The sequence below is a fragment of the Anaeromyxobacter diazotrophicus genome (assembly GCF_013340205.1).
Classification (GTDB): Bacteria; Myxococcota; Myxococcia; order Myxococcales; family Anaeromyxobacteraceae; genus Anaeromyxobacter_A; species Anaeromyxobacter_A diazotrophicus.
This window is the reverse complement of record NZ_BJTG01000002.1, coordinates 497,110-520,000: the sequence shown is the minus strand read 5'-3', so window position 1 is coordinate 520,000 and position 22,891 is coordinate 497,110. Positions and strand designations below refer to the sequence as shown.

Genomic DNA, 22,891 nt, shown 5'->3' with positions numbered 1-22,891 from the left:
ATCCACGCGCTCCCGGCGCACGGCCTCGGCCAGCGCGCTCGCGGCCTCGTCGCGCCGCCCGGCGAGCCGCGCGCGCTCGTGCGCCACGATCGCCTCGAGCTGGCGCTGCGCCGCCGCGAGCTCGTCGTTCACGATCACGTACTCGTACTGCGCGAGCCCGCGCTCGATCTCCGAGCGCGCCGCGCCCAGGCGGCGCGCGATGGCCGCGTCGGGATCGGTGGAGCGGGTCCGCAGGCGCCGCTCCAGCTCCTCGAGCGAGGGCGGCAAGACGAACACGGTGGCGGCCTGCCCGGGCCAGCGCGCCTTCACCTGCGCGCCGCCCTGCACGTCGATGTCGAAGACCGCCACCCTCCCCGCCGCCAGCGACTCCTCGACGGTGTCGCGCAGGGTCCCGTAGCGCTGGCCGTGCACCTCGGCCCACTCCGCCAGGGCGTCCGCGGCGACCAGCTCCGCGAAGCGGTCGCGGGTGACGAAGTGGTAGTCCACGCCGTCGCGCTCGGCGCCGCGCGGGGCGCGGGTGGTGGCCGAGACGGAGAAGCGCGCCTCGGGGTGGCCGGCCAGGAAGAGCCGGGCGAGCGTGGTCTTGCCGGCGCCCGAGGGCGCCGAGAGCACGAGGAGCAGGCCGGGAGAGCTCGGGTCCACCATCACTCCACGTTCTGCACCTGCTCGCGCATGCGCTCGATCTCGGCCTTGAGCGTCACCACCAGGGCCGCGACCTCCGCGCTCTGCGACTTCGAGCCGACCGTGTTCACCTCGCGGTGCATCTCCTGCACGAGGAAGTCCATCTTCCGGCCGGCCGGCTCGGCGCCGGCGAGCAGGCCCCGGGTCTGGGCGAGGTGGCTGCGCAGCCGGGTGATCTCCTCGGTGACGTCGGTGCGATCCGCGAAGAGCGCCACCTCCTGCGCCAGCCGCGCCGGGTCCACCGCCACGCCGCGCGCCACCTCCTGGATGCGCTCCTGCAGCCGCGCCCGGTAGTGCTCGACGCTGCCGGGCACGAGCTGCTCGACGCGCGCCACCAGCGCCTCCACCTGCGCCAGCCGCCCCTCGAGGTCCCGGGCGAGCGCGTCGCCCTCGCGGGCGCGCATCGCCAGGAGCGCGCCGAGCGCCTGATCGACCGCGGCCAGGACCGCCCCCCGGGCCGCCTCGGCGTCGACCGGGCGCTCCTCGAGCCGCACCACGCCCTCCGCCGCCAGCACGTCAGACAGCGCCACCCCGCCGGCCAGGCCCAGGTGCGCCTGGATGTCGCGGAAGGCGCGGGCGTACTCGGCGGCCAGCACCGGATCGACCCGCGGCGCGACCGCGCTGCGGCCGGCGCGGCGGAGCGTGACCTCGACGCCGCCTCGCGCCAGCCGCTCCTTGACGAGCCGGGCCACCTCGAGCTCGAGGGAGGCGAGCTCGCGCGGCACGCGCACCTTCACCTCGCAGAATTTGTGGTTGACCGAGCGCGCCTCGGCGTCGATCTCCTCGCCCGCGACGGCGGCCCGCCCCGCCCCGAACCCGGTCATGCTGCGGATCATCGGCACCCCTGCGGCGCAGGCCGAACGCGCCGGCGACGGACCGTAGCCTCCGGGCGCCGGAGCGTCAAGGCAGCTGGAGCAGCGCCCGCGCCGCGCCTGCCACCTGCGCGACCTCCAGCTGCGCCAGGCAGCCGTGGTGGCCGAGCGGGCACGTGGGCGGGCCGTGATCGTGGCAGGGCTGGCAGGCGATCCCGACGGTGAGCGCGCGCTCACGGTGGGTGAAGCGGTGGCGCTCGGGCGCCGTGGGGCCGAACAGCACCAGCGCCGGCCGCTGCAGCGCCCGGGCGCAGTGCACGAGCCCCGTGTCGCCCCCCACCACCAGATCGCAGCGCGCCAGCACCGCCACCGCCTCGTCGATGGCGTTGCCGGTGGTGTCGCGCAGCGCGCCGCCGGAGAGCGCCTGGATCCGCGAGGCGAGCGCGCGCTCCGAGGGGCCGCCCAGCAGCACCGGGGTGGCCCCGTCGCGGACGAGCTCGGCGGCGAGCGCCGCGAACCGCTCGGCGGCCCAGCGCTTGGTGGCCCACTCCGCCCCCGGCACGAGCCCCACCACCGGCCGGCGCGCCCCCGCCAGCACGCCCTCCGCGTAGGCGGCGTGGGCGGCCGGGGCGTCGAGCGCGAGCGCCGGCTCGCCCGGCGCGCCGGCGCGCTCCGCCAGCACCAGGGCGCGGTCCACGAACGGCCGGCCGCGGTCCAGCCGCACGCGCTCGGTGCAGAGCGGCGCGTACCCGATCCGACGCGGCGCGCCGGAGAGCCAGGCGAGGAGCCCCGTGCGCGCCGAGACGTGCGGCACGAGCGCCAGCTCCGCCCCGAAGGCGCGCAGCCTGCGGCCCGCGCGCCACAGCCCGGCGGGCCCGCGGTCCGCGCCGCGCTTGTCGAAGACGAGGACCTCGTCGCAGCCGGGCAGGAGGCGCGCGGCCGGCGCGCCGCGCGGCGTGACGCACAGCCCGACGCGCCCCTCGGGCCAGCGCGCCTTGAGCGCGCGCACCGCCGGGCCGAGGAAGACCGTGTCCCCGAGGTACCCCGGCTGCAGCACGAGGACGCGCACGGGTCTCAGGGGAGCGGCCGCGCCTCGTCGACGAGCATGACCGGGATGTCATCCCGGATGGCGAAGGCGAGCCGGCACCGCGGGCAGTGGATCTCGGCCCGCTCCTCGTGGAACTCGAGGCTGCCCTTGCACTTGGGGCAGGCCAGGATCTCCTTCAGCTCGGGGGCGAGGGGCACGGTCGGTTCCTCCGCGAAGGTCATAGCACGGCGGGCGGCAGCTGGCGCAGCTCCACGAGGAAGCGCTCGACGGCGCCCGTGCGCGCCTCCTCGGTGAAGAGCTCCTGGATGCGCTGCCGCGCCGCTCGGCCCAGGGAGCGGGCGCGCGCCGGAGCCTGGAGCAGCTCGACCAGGGCCGACGCCAGCGCCGCGACGTCGCCGTCCTCGACGAGCAGCCCGGTCGCGCCGTCCACGATCGCCTCGGCCGGGGCGCCGAAGCGGTAGGCGACCCCGGGCCGGCCACACGCCATCGCCTCGAGCAGCGCGCGGCAGGTGCCGTCGTTGCCCTCCGCCAGCAGCACCTTGGCGTCGAGGGTGCGGTAGGCGGCGGCGAGCTCGGGCCCGGTGCGGTAGCCGGCGAAGACGACCGCCCGCTCCAGGCCGCGGTGCGCCACCCGCACCCGCAGCTCCTCCAGGCCCTCCCCCCGCCCGACCACCACCAGCCGCGCCTCGGGGAGCCGGTCGGCGACCTCGCGGAACGCGTCCACGAGCTCGGCGTGGCGGCGATCCGGCTTCACGCGCGAGACGATGCCCGCCACCGGCTGCCCCGGCGCGAGGCCGAGCTCGGCCCGGAGGTCGGGGCCCTCGGGCGTGAAGCGCGCCGCGTCGACCGCCCCGCGGGTGGCGAGCACGCGCCGCGGGTCGACGCGGAACCGCTCGACGAGGCGCCGGGCGTGCGCCTCGCAGACCGCGACGAGGCCGTCGGTGCGGCGGTGCGCCAGCCCCTGCAGCGGCCGCTCCCGGAGCGAGCGCGCCGAGTGGACGGTCCGGACCACGCGCGGGCCGTCGGGCCGGCGCCGCAGACCGAGCAGCGCCGCCGCGTGGTCGTGAGAGAAGTGGGCGTGGACGACGTCGAAGCCCCGGCCGACGCGGGAGAGGCGCAGCGCGTCGGCGAGGAGCGGCGGCGGGAAGCCGCGCGTCGAGAGGGCGAGGTCGTCCCGCACGGTGAAGCCGAGCGCGCGCAGTCGCTCCCGCAGGTCGCCCGGCCGGCGCGCGTCCACCGCCAGCTCGACCTCGTGCCCGCGCCGGCGCAGCCCGGCCGCCACCGAGGCCATCGGCTCCGCCGGCCCGGTCCAGACCGGCGAGCTCAGGAGCTCCAGGATCCTCACCGCACGAGCTCGTAGTTCCGGTACTCGCCGACCCGGACGCCGGTGGCGGCCTCGAAGAGGTCGAGCAGGTCCTCGCGCAGGTGACCCCTGCGCACGAGCGCCGGGCGCGGCTCGAAGGCCCAGTCCTCGCGCGCGATCCACTCGCGCATCGGCGCCGGGTGCGTGCCGCGGAACGCCCGTACCTTCTCGCCGACGTCGTAGCGGAAGGCCTGGCCGAGCCGCCGCTCCCGCGCGGCGTCGCCGTGGTACAGGCGCTCGAACTCCGCGAGCTTGACCCGCTGCGCCTCGGGCGGCCGCACCCAGCCGTAATGGAACATGCGCCCGCCGCTCGGGGCGACGCGGAGCTTGCGGGCCCCCTCCCCCGCGCCGATCCGGAACCCCTGCGCGTCGCGCCAGGAGCGCACGCCGGCGCCGTTCCGCACCGCGCGGATCTCCCGCCGGTACCAGCGGCGCGAGGCGCCGACCGTGTGGAACGAGCCGTAGAAGTGGACGTAGTCGAAGAGGAGCCCCTCCAGCCGCGGGTCCTCGTGCAGCCGCGCCAGCGCCGCGCGCACCGCCGGGTGATCGTCCTCGTGCAGCGCCTCGTCGGCCTGCACGTACAGGCAGACGTCGCCGGAGCAGCGGGCGAGCGCGAGATCGGTCTGCTGCGCCAGCACCCGCCCCCGCTCGAGCTGCCCCTCGTCCCAGCGCGACTCCAGGACGACCAGCCGCGGGTCGCCGAGCGAGCGCACGAGGTCGAGCGTGCCGTCGGGCGAGGCGCCCACGTTCACCACCAGCTCGTCCACCAGCGGCAGGATCGACCGGACGGCGGGCAGGATCGGGTAGCCGAGCCGGACCGCGTCCCGGACGAAGGTGAACCCCGAGACCCTCACAGCGGCCGACCGTGCTTCCGACCCGCCAGCGTCCCCACCGCTGTGAGTCGAGATCCGGCGCCTTGCGGCGCCTCTAGCGGGGGGAGAACCTCTCCCCCCGCGCCCCCCATCTCGAGCGTCGCTTCGAAGATGTGCGCCATCACGTCCTGAGCTTCCCGAGCAGGGCGGTGGTCGAGTGGTCCTTGGGGTCGCCCGCCACCGCCACCCGCCCGCCGTAGCTCCGCACCTCGGCCGCCTCGGGGATGGTGTCGGGCGTGTAGTCGGTGCCCTTCACCTGCACGTCGGGGCGGAGGAGGCGGATGACCGGGACCACGTCCTTCGTGTCGAACACCACCACGCGGTCCACGCAGGCGAGCGCGGCCACGATCTCGGCGCGCTCGTCCTCCGGCACCACCGGGCGCCCGGGCCCCTTGCCGAGCAGGCGGGCGGAGGCGTCGCCGTTCACCGCCACCACCAGCAGGTCCGCGAGCCGCTTCGCGCCCTCGAGGTAGCGCAGGTGGCCGACGTGGAAGAGGTCGAAGACGCCGTTCGCCAGCGCGATGGTGCGCCCCGCCGCGCTCGCCTCGGCCCGCAGGCCCGCCAGGTCTTCCAGCCGGAGCCGCTTCGGCATCGGCGCGGCGCCTAGCCCTTCACCATCTCGGCGAGCAGCTCGCCGCGCGAGACGGTGGCGGTGCCGGGCTTCTGCACCTTGAGGGCGCCGGCCACGTTGGCGAGGCGGGCGGCGGACTCGGGATCGGCGCCGGCGGCGATGGCGGCGGTGTAGGTGGCCGCCACCGTGTCCCCCGCGCCGGTCACGTCGACCGCCTCCTGGGCCCCGTGCGGCGGGATGTGGACGGGGGAGTGCCCCTTGCGGAAGAGCGACATGCCGTGGCGGCCGCGCGTGACGAGCAGCTCGGCGCTCCCGGTCTTGCGCAGCACCGCCCGCGCCGCCCGCTCCAGCGCCGCGAGCCCGTCCACGCGCACGCCGCTGGCCGTCTCGAGCTCCACCTCGTTCGGCTTCACCATGGTGAGGCCGGTGTAGTGGACGAGCCGGTAGCGCGAGTCGACGCAGACCGGCAGGCCGCCGCGGGCGAGCGCCCGCAGCACCTCCAGCGCCGGGGCGCCGATCGAGCCCGAGCCGTAGTCGCTCGCCAGCACCGCCCGCGCGCCGCGCGCCGCGCGCTGGAGCTCGCGGGCGACGCGCGCGTCGGCGGTGGGCGAGAGGGCCGCCTGCGGGGCGCGGTCGACCCGGAGCATCTGCTGGCGCCGCGTGGAGCGGCCGCCGGCGAGGATGCGGGTCTTCGACTCGGTGGCCCGGCCGCGCACCTTCACGATGCCGTCCACGTCGACCCGCGCGGCGGCGAGGGTGTCGAGCAGCTGCGCGCCGAGGGCGTCGTCGCCCACCACGCCCACCGCCCGCACCGTGACCCCGAGCGCGGCCAGGTTCTGGGCCGCGTTCCCGGCGCCGCCCGGCTTGAGCTCGCTCCGCTCCCAGCGGACGATCAGCACCGGCGCCTCGCGGCTGATGCGCTCGGTCTCGCCGTAGACCCACTCGTCGGCCATGAAGTCGCCCACCACCACCACCTCGGCGGCGGCGATCCGATCGAGCAGGCCGGCCAGGTGGGCGATCCCGTTCACGGCGGCGGGGCGGCGCATCGCTCGTTGTCCTACCGCGCCCGGGCGAGGAGCGTCAACGTGACGCGGCGCGCGCGGCGGCGGCGTCCTCCTCGGCGGGCCGCGTCTTCCAGCGGCGGTGCAGCCAGTACCACTGGTCGGGGTGCTCGCGGACGCGGCGCTCCAGGCGATCGTTCAGGTCCTGCATGAAGCGGAGCGCGTCCTCGCGGTGGTCGCCGGTGTCGGGCAGGTCGAGGGGGCCCTCGATGAGCACCCGGTGGCGCCCGTCGCCCATCGGGACGGCCAGGATGAAGATCACCGCCGCGCCGGTGCGCCTCGCCAGCACGGCCGGGGTGGGCGAGGTGGCGGCGGGCACGCCGAAGAAGGTGGGGAAGACGGCCCGGCGGCGCGGCTGGTTCTGGTCGATGACGTACCCGAGCACCCGCCCGGCGGCGAGCGCGCGCCGCGCCGCGGCCAGGGTCTCGCCGCGCCTCACGACCAGGTCCTCGACCCCCGCCCGCGCCCGCCCGCGCCGCCACACGTCGTTGGCGCCGCTCTTCCCCATCTTGCGGGTCACCATGGTGATGGGGACGCCGCGCAGCGTGTGCGCCGCGGCGAGCAGCTCGAAGTTGCCGAAGTGGGCGGTGCAGGCGATGACCCCCTTGCCGCGCGCTCGCGCCGCCTCGTACCGCTCCCACCCGTCGTAGACGAACACGTTGTCGAGCTCGGCGCGGGTGAGCCGCGGGACGAGCAGGAACTCCGGGGCGAGCCGCCCCAGGTTGCGGTAGGTGCGGCGGGCGATGGCGCGCCGCTCCGCCTCGCCCTTCTCCGGGAAGGCGAGGCGCAGGTTCGCGAGCACCACCTGGCGGCGGACGCCGAGGAGCCAGGCCAGCGAGGCGAGGAGCGCGCCCAGGGCGTAGAGGGCCCGGCGGAGCCAGCGAGGGACGGGGCGGAGGGGGGGACGGAGGGGATCACCCACGGTTCGTCTCCCTCTCCCCGTCCCTCTCCGCTGGTGAGGGAGAGGGAGGCGAAGCGGGCGCCGCGCCGCCCATCGCGGTCGTGGTCGCGGTCGAGGTGGCGGTCGAGGTGGCGGTCGAGATCGCAGGCAGCGCCCCCAGCGCGCGGTCGAGCAGCTCGTCGAGGACCTCGCCGCCCTCCACGATCTCCGCGTCGATCCGCACCACCCGCAGGAGCGGGTGGGCGGCCACCTCCGGCGGGAGGCGGGCGGCGTCCTTCTCGGTGGTCGCGACGGCGTCGCACCCCGTCGAGGCCGCGGCGCGGAGCGCCTCGGCGAGCGCGGCGGCCGAGAACGGGTGGTGGTCGCGGAACACCCGCTCCGCGCCGACCTCCGCGCCCAGCTCCGCCAGCGTCCGCCGGAAGCCCTCAGGGCGCGCCAGGCCGCACAGGAGGAGCGCCCGCCGGCCGCGCAGCGCCTCCGCGCCGAACGAGCGGCTGAGCGTCCCGTCGAGCACGTCGCGGACGGCGTAGCGCGCGACCACCGGCGGCCGGCCGGTGGCGGCGGCGAGCCGCGCCCGCAGCGCGTCGAGGGCGGCCGCGCCCACCTGGTCGGCGCGCGAGATCCAGGCGAGGTGGGCGCGGCCGAGCGCGCTCCACGGCTCGCGGTTCGGCCCGGCCGGCAGGAGCCGCCCGTTGCCGCCCTGGGCGGCGGCGTCCACCACCACCACGTCGAGGTCGCGCCTGAGCGCGCGGTGCTGGAAGCCGTCGTCGAGCACGAGCGCGTCGGCGCCGAGCTCCTCCACCGCCCGCCGCGCCAGCGCCGCCCGCCGCGGCCCGCACAGCACCACCGCCCCGGGTAGCCGCCGGGCCAGCAGCCACGGCTCGTCGCCCGCGTCCTCCGCCCCGAGCAGCAGGCGCGCGCCGTCCGACACCAGCCGCTCGCCGCGCCGCCGCGCGCCGTACCCGCGGGAGAGGATCGCCACCCGGCGGCCGCGGCGCGCGAGCCGCTCGGCTACCGCCAGCGCCGCCGGCGTCTTGCCCGCGCCGCCCACCGCCAGGTTGCCGACGGAGATCACCGGCGCGCCCGCGCGGGCGGCCCGGACGAGCCCCGCGCCGTACAGCGCGCCCCGCAGCGCCGCCCCGGCGCGGAACACGCCCTCCGCCGCCGCCAGTGCGGCCGCCACCGGCCGGGCGGGCCGCGCGCGGCCCCACCAGATGTCCTCGAGCGCGCTCACCGGCTGGCCGCGGCCGCCTCCCCGAGCAGCGCGCGCGCCGCCGCCGCGACCGCCTCCGCCCCGAGGTCGGCCAGGCAGCGGTGGTGGCCTTCAGGGCAGAACTCGGCCCCGTGGTTGGAGCAGGGCGAGCAGGCGAGCCCGAGCGAGAACGCGCGGCCGGGCGGGGGCGGACCCCACCGGACCGGCGAGGTGGGCCCGAACAGCGCCAGGACCGGCGTCCCGACCGCCGAGGCGAGGTGCACCGGCCCCGAGTCGCAGGCGACGAGGAGCTGCACCCGCGCCAGCGCCGCCGCCAGCGCGTCGACCGGCAGCGGGGAGAGGTCGGCCGCCACCGGCGCCCGCAGCAGCGCGCGGACCGCCTGGAACGCCTCGCGATCCCCCGGGCCGCCGGCCAGGACGATGCGGGCGCCGTCGGCGGCGAGCGCGTCGGCCACCGCGGCGAACCGCTCCGCCGGCCAGCGCTTCGTCGCCCAGCGCGCCCCCGGCGCGATGGCGACGAGCGGCCCGCCCCGCCTGGGCAGGGCGTCGGCGGCGAGCGCGCGGGCGGTCGGCGACAGGCTGAGCTGGAGGCGGCCGGGGCCCGCGACGCCGAGCGGCGCCAGCGCCTCGGCGTAGAGGACGGTGGCGTGGGCCCGCGCGAGCGGCGGATCGGTGCCCAGCAGCGCGAGCACCGCCCCCGGCGCGCTGCGCCGGCGGAACGTCAGCCGGCGCGGGGCCGCGCCGTGCGAGACGAGGGCGCTCCGCACCTTGTGCTGGAGGTCGAGGGTGAGGTCGAAGCGGCCGCGCAGGCGCTCGCGCAGCGCCAGCGCCGGGGCCGCGCCGCCGCGCTCGAGCGGGTGGACGGCGCGCACGCCCGGGAGGCCCGCCAGCAGCGGCGCGTAGGCGGCGTCGGTGACCCACTCCACCTCCGCGCCGGGGAAGCGCGCCAGCAGGGGCTCGAGCACGCTCGTGGCGAGCACCACGTCCCCGAGCGCGCTGTAGCGGACGATCAGGATCTTGGTGGCGCTCATCCGGCGGCCCCCTCGCTCACCTCGTCCGCGGCGCGGCGCGGGAGCAGCCGCAGCATGTGATCGACGTTGCGGCCGCTGGCGCCGCGGATCTGCGAGACCGCCTGGCGCGCCAGCTCGCCCAGCTCGGCGATCTTGTCCGGCCGGCCGAGCAGCTCCTGCGCCACCTTGAGCAGCTGCTCCGGGGTCGCCACCTGGATGCCGCCCCGGCCCACCAGCACCTGGAGGCTGTCCTTGAAGTTCTCCATGTGCGGCCCGAACAGCACCGGCCGCCCCTGCCCCGCCGGCTCGAGCACGTTCTGCCCGCCGCGCCGGACGAAGCTGCCGCCCACGAACACCAGGGTGGCGAGCCGGTAGGCGGTGGCGAGCTCGCCGATGGTGTCGAGCACCGTCACCTGCGCATGCCCGGCGGCGGGGCCCCCGGAGCGGAGCCGGACCGACAGGCCGGCCTCGGCGGCGGCGGCCATGATCCGCCCGGCGCGCTCCACGTAGCGCGGCGCGATCACGAGCTGCAGCGCCGGCCGGCGCCGGAGGAGCTCGCGGTAGACGCCGAGGAGGAGCTCCTCCTCGCCCTCGTGGGTCGAGCCGGCCATGAGCACCGGCTCGCCCTCGGCCAGCCCCATCTCGGCGCGGAGCGCGGCCGCGCGCGCGGCGTCGGCCTCCGGCACCAGGGCGTCGAACTTGGTGTTGCCGGTCACCCACACCCGGTCCGGCGCGGCGCCCAGCGCCAGCGCCCGCTCGGCCTCCTCGTCGGAGCGCATGAGGAAGAGGTCGACCGCCGCCAGCGGGTTCCCGATGGCCCGGAACAGCGCGCGGTAGTGCGGCAGCTTCTCGGGGTTGAAGCGCCCGTTCGTGAGCGCGATGCGGGCGCCGGCGGCGTGGGTCGCGCGGATGAGGTTGGGCCAGATCTCCGTGTACTCCAGCACGAGCAGGTCGGGGCGCAGCGCGCGCACCGCGCGCCGGGTGGCGAGCGGCAGGTCGTAGGGCGCGTACAGGACGACGTCCGCCTCGGAGAGCTTCTTGCGGGCCATGGCGAGCCCGCTGTTGGTCATGGTGGTGACCACGATGCAGCACCGGGGGAGCCGCCGCTTGAGCTCCTGCATCATGGGCTGCAGCGAGAGGAGATCGCCGGCGCTGGCGCCGTGGAGCCAGATGCGGGGGGCGCCCGCCCCGCGCCGGAAGGAGCGGGGGTACAGGCCGAGCCGGAACGGGATGCCGTGCCGGAGCTTGGGGTGGAACAGCAGCACCGGCAGGAGCAGCAGGAAGGCGACGTAGCTGCCGAGCGCGTAGAGCAGGTGCATGGCTAGAGGGCCGCGAGGCCCACCTCGCCGCGCTCGCCGCCCTCGAAGATGCGGTGGAGGCGCGCGTACTCGCCGCGGCGGGCGAGCAGCTCCTCGTGCCGGCCCACCTCCACCACCCGGCCGCCGGCGATGACGACGATGCGGTCGGCGCCGCGGATGGTGGAGAGGCGGTGGGCGATGACCAGGGTCGTGCGCGGGCCGCCGGACGACCCGGACCCCATGAGCGCCTCGAGGGCGTGCTGCACCTCGCGCTCGCTCTCCGCGTCGAGCGCGCTGGTGGCCTCGTCGAGCACCAGGATGGGCGCGTCCTTGAGGAAGGCGCGGGCGATGGCGACGCGCTGGCGCTGCCCGCCGGAGAGCAGCACGCCCTTCTCGCCCACCACCGTGTCGTAGCCGCGCGGGAGCGCCGCGATGAACTCGTGGGCGTGCGCCATGCGGGCGGCGCGCTCGACCTCGGCGTCGGAGAGGCCGGGCCGGCCGTAGGCGATGTTGGCGCGGACGGTGTCGTTGAAGAGGACCGTCTCCTGCGACACCACCGCCAGCTGGGCGCGCAGGCCGGCGAGCGTCAGCTCCCTTAGGTCGACGCCGTCGAGCGTGATCCGCCCGCCGGTCGGGTCCCAGAAGCGCGGCAGGAGGTTGGCGAGCGTGGTCTTGCCGCCGCCGGAGGCGCCGACGAGCGCCACCACCTCCCCCTTCCTGAGCGTGAAGCTCACCCCCTGCAGCACGGGGCGGTCGCCGTAGGAGAACGCGACCTCCTCGTACCGGACCTCGCCCGAGAAGCGCGGCGGCACGCGCCGCCCGGCGTCCGGCACCGCGGTCCGGGCGTCGAGGAGCTCGAACAGGCGCTCGGCGGACGCGCCGCCCTGGAGCGCGATCTGCCCCACCTTCCCGAGCTGCTTCACGGGCGTGTAGAGGAGCAGCACCGCCGCCACGAAGGAGAAGAACTTCCCGGCCTCGAGCTCGCCGCGCAGGATGCGGCCGCCCACCCAGGAGATGGCGAGCGAGAGGCCGACCGCGGCCATGACCTCCATGAGCGGCGAGGAGAGCGCGCGGACGAGGAAGCTCTTCCGCATGATGCGCAGCCAGCGCCGGTTCTCGGCCTGGAACCGCGCCGACTCGTAGCGCTCCATCCCGAAGGCCTGCACCACCCGGATGCCGGAGAGCGCCTCCTGCACCAGCTCCGAGATCCGGCCCAGCGTGGACTGCGACTGCTGGGTGACGCGCTTGAGGCGCTTCGCGAACCGGACGATGGGGAGCAGCGTCGCCGGCACCGCGACGAACGCCATGAGCGAGAGCCGCCAGTCGAGCACGAAGCAGTTCACCAGCATGACGACGATGGTGAGCCCGTCGCGGATGTAGCTCGAGACCGCGTAGGAGACGGCGGTCTCGACCGACTGCACGTCGGCGGAGAAGCGGCTCATCAGATCGCCGGAGTGGCGCTTGGCGAAGAAGTCCGGCGAGAGCCCGAGCAGGTGGTCGAACATGGCGGTGCGCAGGTCGGCGATCACCCGCTGCGAGACCATGCCCATGAGGTAGAACTGCCCGAAGTAGGCGAGCCCCTTCACGACCGCCACGCCGACGATGACGAACGGCAGCAGGGCGAGGATGCGCTCGCGCTCGACGCGCCCGAGCCAGCCGGCGAGGTCGAGCGAGGCGGGCAGGAAGCGCGCCAGGCTGGCGACCGCCTGGGCCCGGCCGGTGAAGAGGAACTCCAGCACCGGCCCGAGCAGGTTCACGTAGGCCGCGGTCGACAGGGCCAGCACGACCATGCAGCCGAGCGCGGCCGCGAAACGCGCCCGGTAGGGCGCCGCGAAGCGCAGGAGGCGGAGGTAGGCGGTCAATCGGCGCGCATCCTATGCCACCCCGCGGGGTGTTGGGGATGGCGCGAGGTGGGAGACCGCCTCCGGCGGGCGGCCAGGCGGCCGCCCGGGGCGGCGCGCCGGTCTGTCGCGCCCCCGCCTGGCCCGGCGTCCGCCGCCGGGCGGCTGGCCCATACTCGCGGCGAGGGAGGCGCGCATGGCGAGGACGATCGACCTCCGGCGCGAGCGCCGGGAGGAGTACGCGCCCGCGAGGAAGCCTCACGTGGTGCGGGTGATGCGGGGGCGGTACCTGGCGGTGGACGGCCAGGGCGCGCCGGAGGGCGACGGCTTCCGGCGGGCGGTGCACGCGCTGTACGCGATGGCGCACGTCCTCCAGGCGGCGGCGCGCGCGGCGGGGCGCGGCTTCAAGCTCATGCCGCTCGAGGCGCAGTGGTGGGGCGAGGCGCCCGGCGGCGACTTCACCCGCGAGCCGCGCGAGACCTGGCGCTACAAGGTCATGATGCGCGTCCCGGACCACGTCGGGGACCGGCAGCTGGCGGCGGCGCGCGCGGCGCTCGAGGCGAGCGGGCGCGGCGAGGGCGTCGAGGCGGTGGAGCTGGAGCGGTTCGCGGAGGGGCGCTGCATCCAGGCGCTGCACGTCGGGCCGTACGCGCGCGAGGGCGAGACGGTCGCGCGCATGGCGGCGGAGGCGGCGGCGCTGGGGCTCGGGTTCGCGGGGGCGCACCACGAGGTCTACCTCTCGGACCCGCGCCGCACGCCGCCCGAGCGGCTGCGGACGCTCCTGCGCCACCCCGTCCGGCGGGCGACGGCGCGCGCTTAGGGAGGGGGCCTCCTACTCCTCGAGCCCCTTCACCTTCCCCTCGGCGCGGCGCCGCTCGATGATCTTCTGGGCGGTGGGGGGCGGCACCGGCTCGTAGTGCGAGGGCTCCATGGTGAAGTACCCGACGCCCTGGGTGAGCGAGCGCAGGTCGGCGTCGTAGCTCATCGCCTCGGCGTGCGGGCAGAGCGCGCGGACGAGCACGCCGCGGGCGAGCGGCTCCATCCCCTGCACCTTGGCGCGGCGGCTGTTGAGGTCGCCCATCACGGCGCCGACGTACTCCTCCGGCACCCGCACCTCGAGCTTCATGATGGGCTCGAGCAGGATGGGGCGCGCCTCCAGCACCGCCTTCTTGAACGCCATCGAGCCCGCCACCTGGAACGCCATGTCGGAGCTGTCCACGTCGTGGTAGGTGCCGAAGACGAGCTTGGCCTTGAAGTCGACCACCGGGTATCCGGCGAGCGGCCCCGCCGCCAGCGCGCCGCGGATGCCCTTCTCCACCGACGGGATGAACTGGCGCGGGATGGAGCCGCCGACGATGGCGTCCTCGAACTCGAACCCCTCGCCGCGCCCGCGCGGCGAGAGCTCGACGTGGGCGTCGCCGTACTGGCCGTGGCCGCCGGTCTGCCGCTTGAACTTGCCCTGCGCCTTGGCGGCGGTGGTGATGGTCTCGAGGTAGGCGGCGGTCGGCGGCCCGAGCGTCATGTCGACGCCGTGCTTGCGCTTCACCCGCTCCACCGTCACCTCGACGTGCGCCTGCCCCATGCCCTTGAGCAGCATCTCGCCCGTGTCCGGCGACCGGCCCAGCTCGAGCGAGGGGTCCTCCTCGATGAGCTTGTGCAGCGCGGCGGCCGCCTTGTCGTCGGCGCCCTTCGTGTGCACCGCGAAGGCCACCGGGCGGTTCGGCGCCGGGAACTCGGGCAGCTGCACCGGGCGCTCGCGGTCGCAGAGCGTGTCGCCGGTGCGGGCGTCCTTCAGCTTCATGAGGACCACGATGTCGCCCGGACCGGCCTCCTTCACCTCGGCCGTCTGCGCGCCGTCGGTCTTGTAGAAGTGCGACACCCGCTCCTCGGTGCGCGTGCGCGGGTTCACCAGCACCGCGTCCGGCCGCAGGGTCCCGGCGAAGACGCGCACGTAGTCCACCCGGCCTGCGAAGTGGTCGATGGTGGTGCGGAACACCTGCCCCACGAACGGCCCCTCCGTCCCGACCTTCACCTCGTCGCCGTGCGGGGTCTTGCCGGTGAGCGCGCGCGCCTCGGGCGGCGGGAGGAGCGCGACCACCAGGTCGAGCAGCTCCTTCACGCCCACCCCCGGCTTCGCCGCGACCACCGCCACCGGCAGGAAGCGCTGGGTGGCGGCGCCGAGCGCGAGCCCCCTCACGATCTCCTCGCCGGTGAGCGCGCCGCCCTCGAGGTACTTGCCGAGCAGCGTGTCGTCGCACTCCGCCGCCGCCTCCATCGCGGCGGTGCGCGCCGCCTCGGCCTGCGCCCGCAGCGGCGCGGGGATCTCCGCCTCGGTGAAGCGCGCGAACCCCTTGTCGTAGAGGTGCGCCTTGCCGGCCAGCACGTCCACCAGCCCCTTGAGCGCGGGGCCCTCGCCGATGGGCAGCTGGAGTGGGATGGGCTTCACGTTGAGCGAGCGCTCGACGTCGGCGAGCACCCGCTGGAAGTCGGCGCGCTCGTGGTCGAGCCGCCCGATGACGCCCAGCGCCGGCAGCTTGGAGTCGGCCAGGACGTCGAAGTGGCGCTCGGCGTGGTTGTGCGCCCCCTCGGCCGCGGAGACGACGAGCAGCGCGCCGTCGGAGACGCGGAGCGCCCAGTCCACCTCGGCCATGAACGACGCGAAGCCGGGCGTGTCGAGCACGTTGAAGGTGCGGCCGCCCTCCTCGAAGGTCTCGGGGTGGATGCTGAGGGTGAAGTTCCGCTTCTTCTCCTCCGGCTCGGCGTCCAGGCGGGCGGTCGACCCATCGGGCGCGGCGCGCTTGGGATCGCTGGCGTGGAGCAGCGCCTCGACCAGGGCCGTCTTGCCCGATCCGTCGGCTCCGGTGATGCAGAAGGTCCGGATGGTGCGGTGGCTCGGCATGGCTGACGTCTCCCTGAGAAGAGGACCTTCGCCCTGGAGCCGGCCGCGCGCCGGCTTCGAGAACCGACTCGACTTCACTTATCACGGCGCTGCGCCGCGCGGGCCCTCCCGCGCACCCTCCGGACGGGGCTGCGGCAGGGCGCTCCCGAGCCAGCCGGCGCGCGGCGCCCGGGGCCTGTTTCGGCCCCGCGAGATCGGCGCAAGCGGGCAGCGGCCCTCAGCTCTTCAGCTCGGGGAAGTCGTCCTGCCAGAACTCCTGGCTCCCGTGGGACTCCAGCGAGCGGGCGGCCTCCGCGCGGCGCAGCTCCACCCGGCGGATCTTGCCGGAGATGGTCTTCGGCAGGTCGGCGAACTCGAGCCGGCGCACCCGCTTGTAGGGCGCCAGGCGGCGGCGCAGGAAGCGGAAGAGCTCGAGCGCCAGCTCGCGCGTCGGCGCGTGCCCCGGCCGCAGGATGCAGAACGCCTTCGGCACGAGCCCCCGCACCGGATCCGGGCTCGGCACCACCGCCGCCTCGGCCACCGCCTCGTGCTCGATGAGCGCGCTCTCCAGCTCGAACGGGCTGATGCGGTAGTCGGAGCTCTTGAACACGTCGTCCGAGCGCCCGACGTAGGTGATGTACCCGTCGGCGTCGCGGCTCGCGACGTCCCCGGTCCGGTAGTAGCCGTCGCGGGTGACGAACTCGGTGAGCTCGGGGTCGTCGAGGTACCCCGCCATGAGGCCGGTCGGCCGCGGCGTGAGGCCGAGGGCCAGCTCGCCCTCGTCCGCCTCCCGGCCGTCCCCGTCGAGGAGCTTCACCGAGAACCCGGGCATGGGCCGGCCCATCGACCCGGGCTTCATCCGCTGCCCGGGCGAGTTGCCGATCTGGCAGGTGGTCTCGGTCTGCCCGTAGCCGTCGCGGATCGCGACCCCCCACGCCCGCTGGATGCGATCGATGACCTCCGGGTTGAGCGGCTCGCCGGCGCTGAGCGCCTCGCGCAGCTTCACCGGGTGCGCGGCGAGATCCTCCTGGATGACGAGCCGCCAGACGGTGGGCGGGGCGCACAGGGTGGTGATCTCGTGGCGCGCCAGCACCTCCAGCGTGCGGCGCGCCTGGAAGCGGGCGTAGTTGTGGACGAACACGGTCGCGCCCGCGTTGAAGGGCGCGAAGAAGTTCGACCAGGCGTGCTTCCCCCATCCCGGCGAGCTGATGTTCATGTGGACGTCGCCCGCGCGGACGCCCAGCCAGTACATGGTGGAGAGGTGGCCCACCGGGTAGCTGGCGTGGGTGTGCAGGACGAGCTTGGGCTTCGCGGTGGTACCCGAGGTGAAGTAGAGCAGCACCGGGTGGTTCGGGTAGGTGTCGGCCTTGGGGAAGAAGATGGCCGGCTCCGCGTAGGCCTGCTCGTAGGGGGTCCAGCCGGGGACCTTCTCCCCCACGACCACCTTGGAGTAGCCGCCGTCCACCGCGCGCAGCTTCTCGGCCCCGGCCGGATCCGTCACGACGTGCTTCACCTTGCCGCGGTCGAGCCGGTCGCGCAGGTCCTCGGGCGTGAGGAGCGAGGTGGCGGGGATGATCACCGCCCCGAGCTTCATGGCGGCCAGCATCACCTCCCAGATGGGCACCGAGTTGTCGAGCATCATGAGGAGCCGGTCGCCGCGCTGCACCCCCAGGCGCCGGAAGAAGACCGCCACCCGGTTCGAGCGCTCCGCCAGCTCGCCGTAGCCGAGCTTCACCTCGCGGCCGTCGTCCTCCACGATGTGGAGCGCGGTCTGCCGGTTGCCCTCGGCCAGCACGTCGAACCAGTCGAGCGCCCAGTTGAACCGGTCCAGCACCGGCCAGCGGAACCCGCGGTAGGCGGCCTCGTAGTCGTCGCGGTGCTGCAGCAGGAAGTCGCGGGCGCGCCGGAACGCCTCGGTGGAGGGCATGGGTTCTCCTCGGGTGGGCACGCCATGATGGCAGACCGGCGCCGCCCGCCGCCAGGCGCTTTGTCGTCCGGCGCGCGCCGCGCCGCGCTACAACGCTGCGCCGATGACCCCTACCCCGCGCCGCGTCCGGGCCGGCCTCGCGCTCGGCGTCCTCTCGGTCTCCTGGGCCGCCATCCTGGTCCGGCTGGCCGACGCGCCGGCGCTGGCGGTGGCCGCCTGGCGCCTCGTGCTCGCCGGCGCGGCCGCGCTCGCCTTCGCGCTCCTGCGGCGCCGCGCCGAGCTCGGCGCGCTCGACCGGCGGGCGCTGGGGCTCCTCGCCGGCGCGGGGCTCGCGCTGGCGCTCCACTTCGCCACCTGGGTGAGCTCGCTCCGGCTCACCTCGGTGGCCTCGTCGGTGGCGCTCGTCACCACCCAGCCGGTGTGGGTGGCGCTCCTGTCGCGCGCGCTCCTCGGCGAGCGCATCGCGCCGCGGGTGGCGGGCGGGATCGCGCTGGCGGTGGCCGGCGGCGCGGCCATGGCGGGGGGCGACCTCGCGCTCGGCCCGCGCGCGCTCGCGGGCGACGCGCTGGCGCTCGCCGGGGCGGTGGCGGCGGCGCTCTACTTCGTGGCCGGGCGGCGGGTCCGGGCGCGGCTCTCGCTCGGCGCGTACGTGGGCGTGGTCTACCCGGCCGCCGCGCTCGGCCTGCTCGCGCTCGCGCTCGCGGCGGGCACGCCGCTCGCCGGCTACGGGGCGCGCACCTGGGCCGCGCTCGCGCTCCTGGCCGTGGTGCCGCAGCTCCTCGGGCACTCGCTCCTCAACTGGTCCCTGCGCTGGCTCTCCGGGACCTTCGTGGCGGTCACCATCCTGGCCGAGCCGGTCATGTCCACCGTGCTCGCCATCCCGGTGCTGGGCGAGCGGCCGACGGCGACGCAGCTGGTGGGCGGGCTGGTGCTGCTCGGGGGGGTGGTCCTGGCCGCGAGCGGCGAGCCGGCCGCCCGCGAGGTGGCGGCGGACGAGGCGGGCTGACCGATCGACCTCGCGGGCCGGCGGGCCGGAGGCGCGTCAGACCCGCTGCAGGAGCCCGGGCAGCGACTCCCCGACGCCGTCGATCATGAACTGGATGGCGATGGCGGCGAGCAGGAGGCCGCTGGCGCGCTCCAGGATGTTGAGCCCGGTCCGGCCGAGCACGCGGTCGACCTGCACCGCGCCGCGCATGATGAGGTAGGCCGCGAAGGCGGTGATCGCGATGGCGGCCAGCACCGCCAGCGCGTGCCAGGCGTGCGCCGAGCGGGCGCGCCCCATGAGCACCACCACCGTCGCGATCGAGCCGGGGCCGGCCAGGAGCGGCATGGCGAGCGGCACGATGGCGACGTCGTCCTTGGACACGCCCGACTCGACCTCGCCGGCGGTGATGCGCGCCTCGGAGGGCCGGGTGCGGAGCATGTCGACCGCCATGATGAGGAGCAGCACGCCGCCCGCGATCTTGAAGGCGCCCAGGCTGATGCCGAGCACCCGGAAGACGACCGCCCCGGTGAGCGCGAAGCCGGCCAGCACCGCCCCGGCGGCGAAGGCCGCCCGCCGCGCCGTCTCGCGCTTGCTGGCCGCGTCGTCGCCCGCCGTCATGGCGAGGAAGAACGGCACCGCCGCGAACGGGTCCACCACCACGAAGACCGCGGAGAGGCAGACGAAGGCGAAGGTGAAGAGCTCTCTGGTCACGTGGTCCTGGCGAAGCCGCTCCGCCGAATCGACCACACCTTCGAGATGGCTTCCAGCACGATCCGCCGCGACATCTTCGAGTGCCCCACCCGGCGGTCCTCGAAGACGATGGGGGTCTCGACCACCCGGAACCCCTTCTTGACGGTCCGGTAGGTGAGCTCGATCTGGAACGCGTAGCCGGAGCACTCGACCGTGGGGAGGTCGATGGCCTCGAGCACCTCGCGGCGGAAGCACTTGAACCCGCCGGTGAGGTCGCGGACGGGCAGCCCGAGGATGGTGCGGGCGTAGAGCGAGCCGCCGCGCGAGAGGAGCTTGCGGCCGAGGCCCCAGTTCACCGTCCCGCCGCCGGCGACGTTGCGCGAGCCGAGGACGAGGTCGGCCTCGCCGGCCAGCTCGATCATGCGCGGCAGGTAGCGCGGGTTGTGCGAGAAGTCGGCGTCCATCTCCAGCACGAGCGCGTACCCGCGCTCGAGCGCCCAGGCGAACCCGGCCAGGTACGCCTTGCCCAGGCCGGCCTTGCCCGGCCGGTGGAGCACGTGCAGGCGCGGCTCGGCCGCGGCGAGGCGGTCCGCCAGCTCGCCCGTCCCGTCGGGCGAGTTGTCGTCGATGACGAGGATCTCGAGCTCGGGAGAGGCGTCCAGGATCGCCCGGACGATGGGCTCGAGGTTCTCGCGCTCGTCGTAGGTGGGCAGGCACACCAGCGCGCGCCGTCGGTTCGGTGAGGAGGTCATGTCGTCTCGAGGTGGGTGAGCAGTTCTTCCGCCACGCGGCGCGGGGCCCCAGGCTCCCCGAGCGAGGCGCGCACCTCCGCCAGTCCGCGGAGCTGCTCGGCGCGCGCGGCGCCGTCGTCGAGCAAGGTGAGCACCTCGGCCGCCATGCGCTCGGGCGACGCCTGGCGCTGCAGCAGCTCCGGGACCAGGGTCCGCCCGGCGAGGAGGTTGACGAGCGCGAAGTGCGCCAGCCGGACGAACAGCCGGCCGACGAGGTAGCTGAGCCACGACAGCCGGTACACCACGACCATCGGGCGCAGCATGAGGGCGGCCTCGAGCACCGAGGTCCCGCTCTTCACCAGGGCGGCGTCGGCGGCGCCGACCGCCTCGTCCACGCGCCCCGGCGCGAGCTTGACGTCGAGCGCGGCGTGGCGCGCGAGGAAGGGCCTGAGGGCCGCCTCGGAGAGCGTGGCGGCGACCGGCACGACGAACTGGACGTCCGGGTGGGCGGCCCGGATCCGCTCGGCCGCCTCGAGCATGGGCGGGAAGATGCGCTCGAGCTCCGAGCGCCGGCTCCCCGGCACGAGCGCGACCGTCGTCCGGGAGGGCGCGAGCCCGAGCGCGGCGCGGTAGCCGGCCGCCGGGCCGGGGGGCGGCCGCTCGAGCAGCGGGTGGCCGACGAAGCGGGCGGAGACCCCGGTGCCGGCGTAGAACCGCTCCTCGAAGGGGAGGATGCACAGCATCCGGTCGACCACCCGCGCGATGGTCTTCACGCGCCCGCGCCGCCAGGCCCACACCGAGGGCGACACGTAGTAGACGACCGGGACCCCGGCGCGCTTGAGGCGCTTCGCGAGGGGGAGGTTGAAGTCGGGCGAGTCGACGAGGAGCGCCACCCCCGGGCGGCGGGCCGCGGCGGCCGCCGCCAGCTCGCCCAGGATGCGGAGGATGGCGGGGATCCTGGGGAGCACCTCGGCCACGCCCATGACCGACATCTCCTCCGCGTCGCGCAGCGCGTCGAAGCCGGCGGCCCGCAGCCGGGGGCCGCCCATCCCGAAGGCGCGCAGGCCGGGCCGGAGCAGGCGCAGCTCCTCCAGCACGCGCGCCGCGTGCAGGTCGCCGCTCGCCTCGGTGGCGACGATGAGGATCTCATCCGTTCCGGCCATGCCGGCGCGGCTTATAGCACACGGGCGCGCGCCTTCCCCGCGGCGCGTGTCCCTCGTTCGCCGCGCCGCCGGCGCGGCGGGTCCAGGGGGCCACGCCCCGTGCGAGGTCCTGACGGGAGGGGCGGGTTCCGCGTAGAGAGGTGCCGTGAGCGGCCGCCGGCGTAGCGCGATGTCGCCCGCGCGGATGGTCCTCGCGTACGCCGTCCTCGGCGTGGCCTGGATCTTCGCGACGGACAGCTTGGTCGATCTGCTCGGCGCGCCGCCGGAGTGGCGCGCGCCCCTGCACGCGGCCAAGGCCCTCGTGTTCCTCGCCGGGACGGGCCTGCTGCTCTACGTCCTCCTGCGGGGCCAGCACGCCGAGCTGCGCGTCCACGACGAGGAGCTGCGGACGGTCCTCGACAGCATGCCCGACGCGGTGCTGGTGGTGAACCGCGAGGGGCGGGTGGTGGACGTGAACCGCGCCGCGGTCGAGCTCGCCGGCGCGCGCGATCGGCAGGAGCTGCTCGTGCCGCTGGGCGCGCTGGTCGAGCGGGTCGACCTCCGGCACGCGGACGGCCGGCCGCTCGACGTCCCGCGCCTCGTGCTCCGCCGCTCCCGGGCGCCCGAGCGGGTGAGCGGCTTCGAGGCGCTGGTGCGGCGCTTCGACGGCCGCGAGCTCTTCATCAGCATCTCCTCCTCGCCGGTGCGATCGCGCCAGGACGGCCCGGCGCGCCTGGCGGTGGCGGTGGTGCGCGACATCAGCGAGGTGCGGCGCTTCGAGGAGATGCGCGAGGACTTCCTCGCCACCGCCGCCCACGAGTTCAAGACCCCCCTGGCGGTGGTGAAGGCCTACGCGCAGCTCATGCACAAGCGCGGGCAGGGGGACGCGAACGCCCTCGAGGTCATCGCGCGCCAGATCGACCGGATGACGCGGATGGTGCAGCAGCTCCTCGACGTGTCGCGGTTCCGCGTCGGGGCGGCCGAGCTGTCGCGCGAGCGGTTCGACCTGCCGCGGCTGGTGGCGGAGGTGGCGATCACCGTCCGGACCGAGGTGGAGGGCCGCCGGATCCTGGTCGCGCCCGCCCCGCCCACCCACGTCCTGGCCGACCGCGATCGCATCGGGCAGGTGGTGGCGAGCCTGCTCGAGAACGCGGTGCGCTTCTCGCCGCAGGGCGGGGACGTCGAGGCGGAGATCAAGCGCCTCGACGCGGAGGCGGTGGTCTCGGTGCGCGACCACGGCCTCGGCATCCCCCGCGAGCGCCAGGCGCGGGTGTTCGAGCGCTTCTACCGGGCGCACGCCGGCACCGACCACGACTACGGCGGGCTCGGCATCGGGCTCGACGCCAGCCGCGAGATCGTCGCCCGCCACGGCGGCCGGATCTGGTTCGAGAGCTCCCCCGGGCAGGGCTCCACCTTCTCCTTCAGCCTGCCGCTCGCGCCGGAGGAGGCGGCATGAGCGGCGGCGTGCTGGTGGTGGAGGACGACCCCGACCTCCTCTCCCTGGTCGAGATGATCCTCCGCGACGCCGGGCACGAGGTGGCGGTGGCGAGCGACGGGCTCCAGGCGCTGGCCCGCGTCGAGGAGCGCATGCCGGCGGTCATCCTGCTCGACATGCGGATGCCGGTCATGAACGGCTGGGAGTTCGCGCGCGAGTACCGCGCCCGCTACGGCCACCCGGCGCCCATCGTGGTGGTGACCGCCGCCGAGGACGCGCGCGCCCGCGCCCAGGAGATCGGCGCGGACGCCTGGCTGGAGAAGCCGTTCGACCTCGACGACGTGGTGCGAATGGTCGATCGCTTCGCGGCGCCGCCGGGCGGCACCGCGCACGCGCCCTGAACCGCGCCGCCCGGCGGCGGCTCTGATGGGT

At 75.8% G+C, this 22,891-nt stretch carries 22 protein-coding genes (1 of these 22 cut by a window edge); 4 read left to right on the top strand and 18 right to left on the bottom strand.

Annotated features, from left to right (window positions below):
• The 13 genes from gmk to HWY08_RS05340 form a co-directional block, all read right to left on the bottom strand.
• A protein-coding gene (gene gmk / locus HWY08_RS05400; protein ID WP_371869296.1) for a guanylate kinase crosses the window boundary here: on the bottom strand, positions 1-642 show its 5' portion. Its footprint begins 21 nt before the window's first position; 642 of the gene's 663 nt are visible here — the first part of the coding sequence; it begins with the start codon at positions 640-642; its stop codon lies beyond the left edge, outside the window.
• A 2-nt stretch (positions 643-644) separates the two neighbouring features.
• Positions 645-1,517: a YicC/YloC family endoribonuclease gene (locus HWY08_RS05395; RefSeq protein WP_176063696.1), complete on the bottom strand. Its 873-nt coding sequence runs from the start codon at positions 1,515-1,517 to the stop codon at positions 645-647.
• A 64-nt stretch (positions 1,518-1,581) separates the two neighbouring features.
• A complete protein-coding gene (locus HWY08_RS05390; RefSeq protein WP_176063694.1) occupies positions 1,582-2,562 on the bottom strand; it encodes a glycosyltransferase family 9 protein in 981 nt (326 codons plus the stop codon).
• Between the two features lie 5 nt (positions 2,563-2,567).
• Positions 2,568-2,738, bottom strand: coding sequence for a Trm112 family protein (locus tag HWY08_RS05385; protein WP_176063692.1), 171 nt, complete (start codon positions 2,736-2,738; stop codon positions 2,568-2,570).
• Between the two features lie 20 nt (positions 2,739-2,758).
• Positions 2,759-3,886, bottom strand: coding sequence for a glycosyltransferase family 4 protein (locus HWY08_RS05380; RefSeq protein WP_176063690.1), 1,128 nt, complete (start codon positions 3,884-3,886; stop codon positions 2,759-2,761).
• Positions 3,883-4,758 (bottom strand): glycosyltransferase family protein, encoded by an 876-nt coding sequence (locus HWY08_RS05375; protein WP_176063689.1) that lies wholly within the window; start codon positions 4,756-4,758, stop codon positions 3,883-3,885. The genes HWY08_RS05380 and HWY08_RS05375 overlap by 4 nt, the downstream gene beginning before the upstream one ends.
• Before the next feature lie 139 nt (positions 4,759-4,897).
• On the bottom strand, positions 4,898-5,368 hold the full coding sequence (locus HWY08_RS05370; protein WP_176063687.1) for an adenylyltransferase/cytidyltransferase family protein: 471 nt from the start codon (positions 5,366-5,368) through the stop codon (positions 4,898-4,900).
• An 11-nt stretch (positions 5,369-5,379) separates the two neighbouring features.
• Positions 5,380-6,393 carry a bifunctional heptose 7-phosphate kinase/heptose 1-phosphate adenyltransferase gene (locus tag HWY08_RS05365; protein ID WP_176063685.1) on the bottom strand — a complete coding sequence of 338 codons (1,014 nt, stop codon included), beginning with the start codon at positions 6,391-6,393 and terminating at the stop codon, positions 5,380-5,382.
• 34 nt (positions 6,394-6,427) lie between these two features.
• Positions 6,428-7,330 (bottom strand): lysophospholipid acyltransferase family protein, encoded by a 903-nt coding sequence (locus HWY08_RS05360; RefSeq protein WP_176063683.1) that lies wholly within the window; start codon positions 7,328-7,330, stop codon positions 6,428-6,430.
• Complete coding sequence (lpxK, locus tag HWY08_RS05355; protein WP_176063681.1) at positions 7,323-8,543, bottom strand: tetraacyldisaccharide 4'-kinase; 1,221 nt, start codon at positions 8,541-8,543, stop codon at positions 7,323-7,325. Before lpxK ends, HWY08_RS05360 begins: the two co-directional genes overlap by 8 nt.
• Positions 8,540-9,553 carry a glycosyltransferase family 9 protein gene (locus tag HWY08_RS05350; RefSeq protein ID WP_176063679.1) on the bottom strand — a complete coding sequence of 338 codons (1,014 nt, stop codon included), beginning with the start codon at positions 9,551-9,553 and terminating at the stop codon, positions 8,540-8,542. The genes lpxK and HWY08_RS05350 overlap by 4 nt, the downstream gene beginning before the upstream one ends.
• Positions 9,550-10,851, bottom strand: coding sequence for a 3-deoxy-D-manno-octulosonic acid transferase (locus HWY08_RS05345; RefSeq protein WP_176063677.1), 1,302 nt, complete (start codon positions 10,849-10,851; stop codon positions 9,550-9,552). The genes HWY08_RS05350 and HWY08_RS05345 overlap by 4 nt, the downstream gene beginning before the upstream one ends.
• A gap of 2 nt (positions 10,852-10,853) precedes the next feature.
• The gene (locus HWY08_RS05340; RefSeq protein WP_176063675.1) at positions 10,854-12,692 is read right to left on the bottom strand and encodes an ABC transporter ATP-binding protein; all 1,839 of its coding nucleotides are present in this window, start codon (positions 12,690-12,692) and stop codon (positions 10,854-10,856) included.
• A 175-nt stretch (positions 12,693-12,867) separates the two neighbouring features.
• Here HWY08_RS05340 and HWY08_RS05335 point away from each other — a divergent pair, with 175 nt between their 5' ends.
• Entirely contained in the window at positions 12,868-13,491 is a 624-nt protein-coding gene (locus tag HWY08_RS05335; protein ID WP_176063673.1) for a GyrI-like domain-containing protein, read from the top strand.
• Positions 13,492-13,503: 12 nt separating this feature from the next.
• Here the strand turns inward: HWY08_RS05335 and HWY08_RS05330 are convergent, their stop codons facing one another.
• Complete coding sequence (locus HWY08_RS05330) at positions 13,504-15,570, bottom strand: elongation factor G (RefSeq protein WP_176063671.1); 2,067 nt, start codon at positions 15,568-15,570, stop codon at positions 13,504-13,506.
• Positions 15,571-15,787: 217 nt separating this feature from the next.
• The gene (locus HWY08_RS05325; protein ID WP_176063669.1) at positions 15,788-17,476 is read right to left on the bottom strand and encodes an AMP-binding protein; all 1,689 of its coding nucleotides are present in this window, start codon (positions 17,474-17,476) and stop codon (positions 15,788-15,790) included.
• Positions 17,477-17,579: 103 nt separating this feature from the next.
• Here HWY08_RS05325 and HWY08_RS05320 point away from each other — a divergent pair, with 103 nt between their 5' ends.
• The gene (locus tag HWY08_RS05320) at positions 17,580-18,482 is read left to right on the top strand and encodes an EamA family transporter (RefSeq protein WP_176063666.1); all 903 of its coding nucleotides are present in this window, start codon (positions 17,580-17,582) and stop codon (positions 18,480-18,482) included.
• A 36-nt stretch (positions 18,483-18,518) separates the two neighbouring features.
• Here the strand turns inward: HWY08_RS05320 and HWY08_RS05315 are convergent, their stop codons facing one another.
• The 3 genes from HWY08_RS05315 to lpxB are packed head-to-tail and all read right to left on the bottom strand — an operon-like array spanning position 18,519 to position 21,045.
• Positions 18,519-19,172 carry a MarC family protein gene (locus HWY08_RS05315; protein ID WP_176063664.1) on the bottom strand — a complete coding sequence of 218 codons (654 nt, stop codon included), beginning with the start codon at positions 19,170-19,172 and terminating at the stop codon, positions 18,519-18,521.
• Positions 19,169-19,903, bottom strand: coding sequence for a polyprenol monophosphomannose synthase (locus HWY08_RS05310; RefSeq protein ID WP_176063662.1), 735 nt, complete (start codon positions 19,901-19,903; stop codon positions 19,169-19,171). Before HWY08_RS05310 ends, HWY08_RS05315 begins: the two co-directional genes overlap by 4 nt.
• Positions 19,900-21,045 carry a lipid-A-disaccharide synthase gene (gene lpxB / locus HWY08_RS05305; RefSeq protein WP_176063660.1) on the bottom strand — a complete coding sequence of 382 codons (1,146 nt, stop codon included), beginning with the start codon at positions 21,043-21,045 and terminating at the stop codon, positions 19,900-19,902. The genes HWY08_RS05310 and lpxB overlap by 4 nt, the downstream gene beginning before the upstream one ends.
• 184 nt (positions 21,046-21,229) lie before the next feature.
• On the opposite strand from lpxB, the gene HWY08_RS05300 reads away from it, so the two are divergent.
• Complete coding sequence (locus HWY08_RS05300) at positions 21,230-22,480, top strand: sensor histidine kinase (RefSeq protein ID WP_176063659.1); 1,251 nt, start codon at positions 21,230-21,232, stop codon at positions 22,478-22,480.
• A complete protein-coding gene (locus HWY08_RS05295) occupies positions 22,477-22,860 on the top strand; it encodes a response regulator (RefSeq protein WP_176063657.1) in 384 nt (127 codons plus the stop codon). Before HWY08_RS05300 ends, HWY08_RS05295 begins: the two co-directional genes overlap by 4 nt.
• Positions 22,861-22,891: the final 31 nt, after the last annotated feature.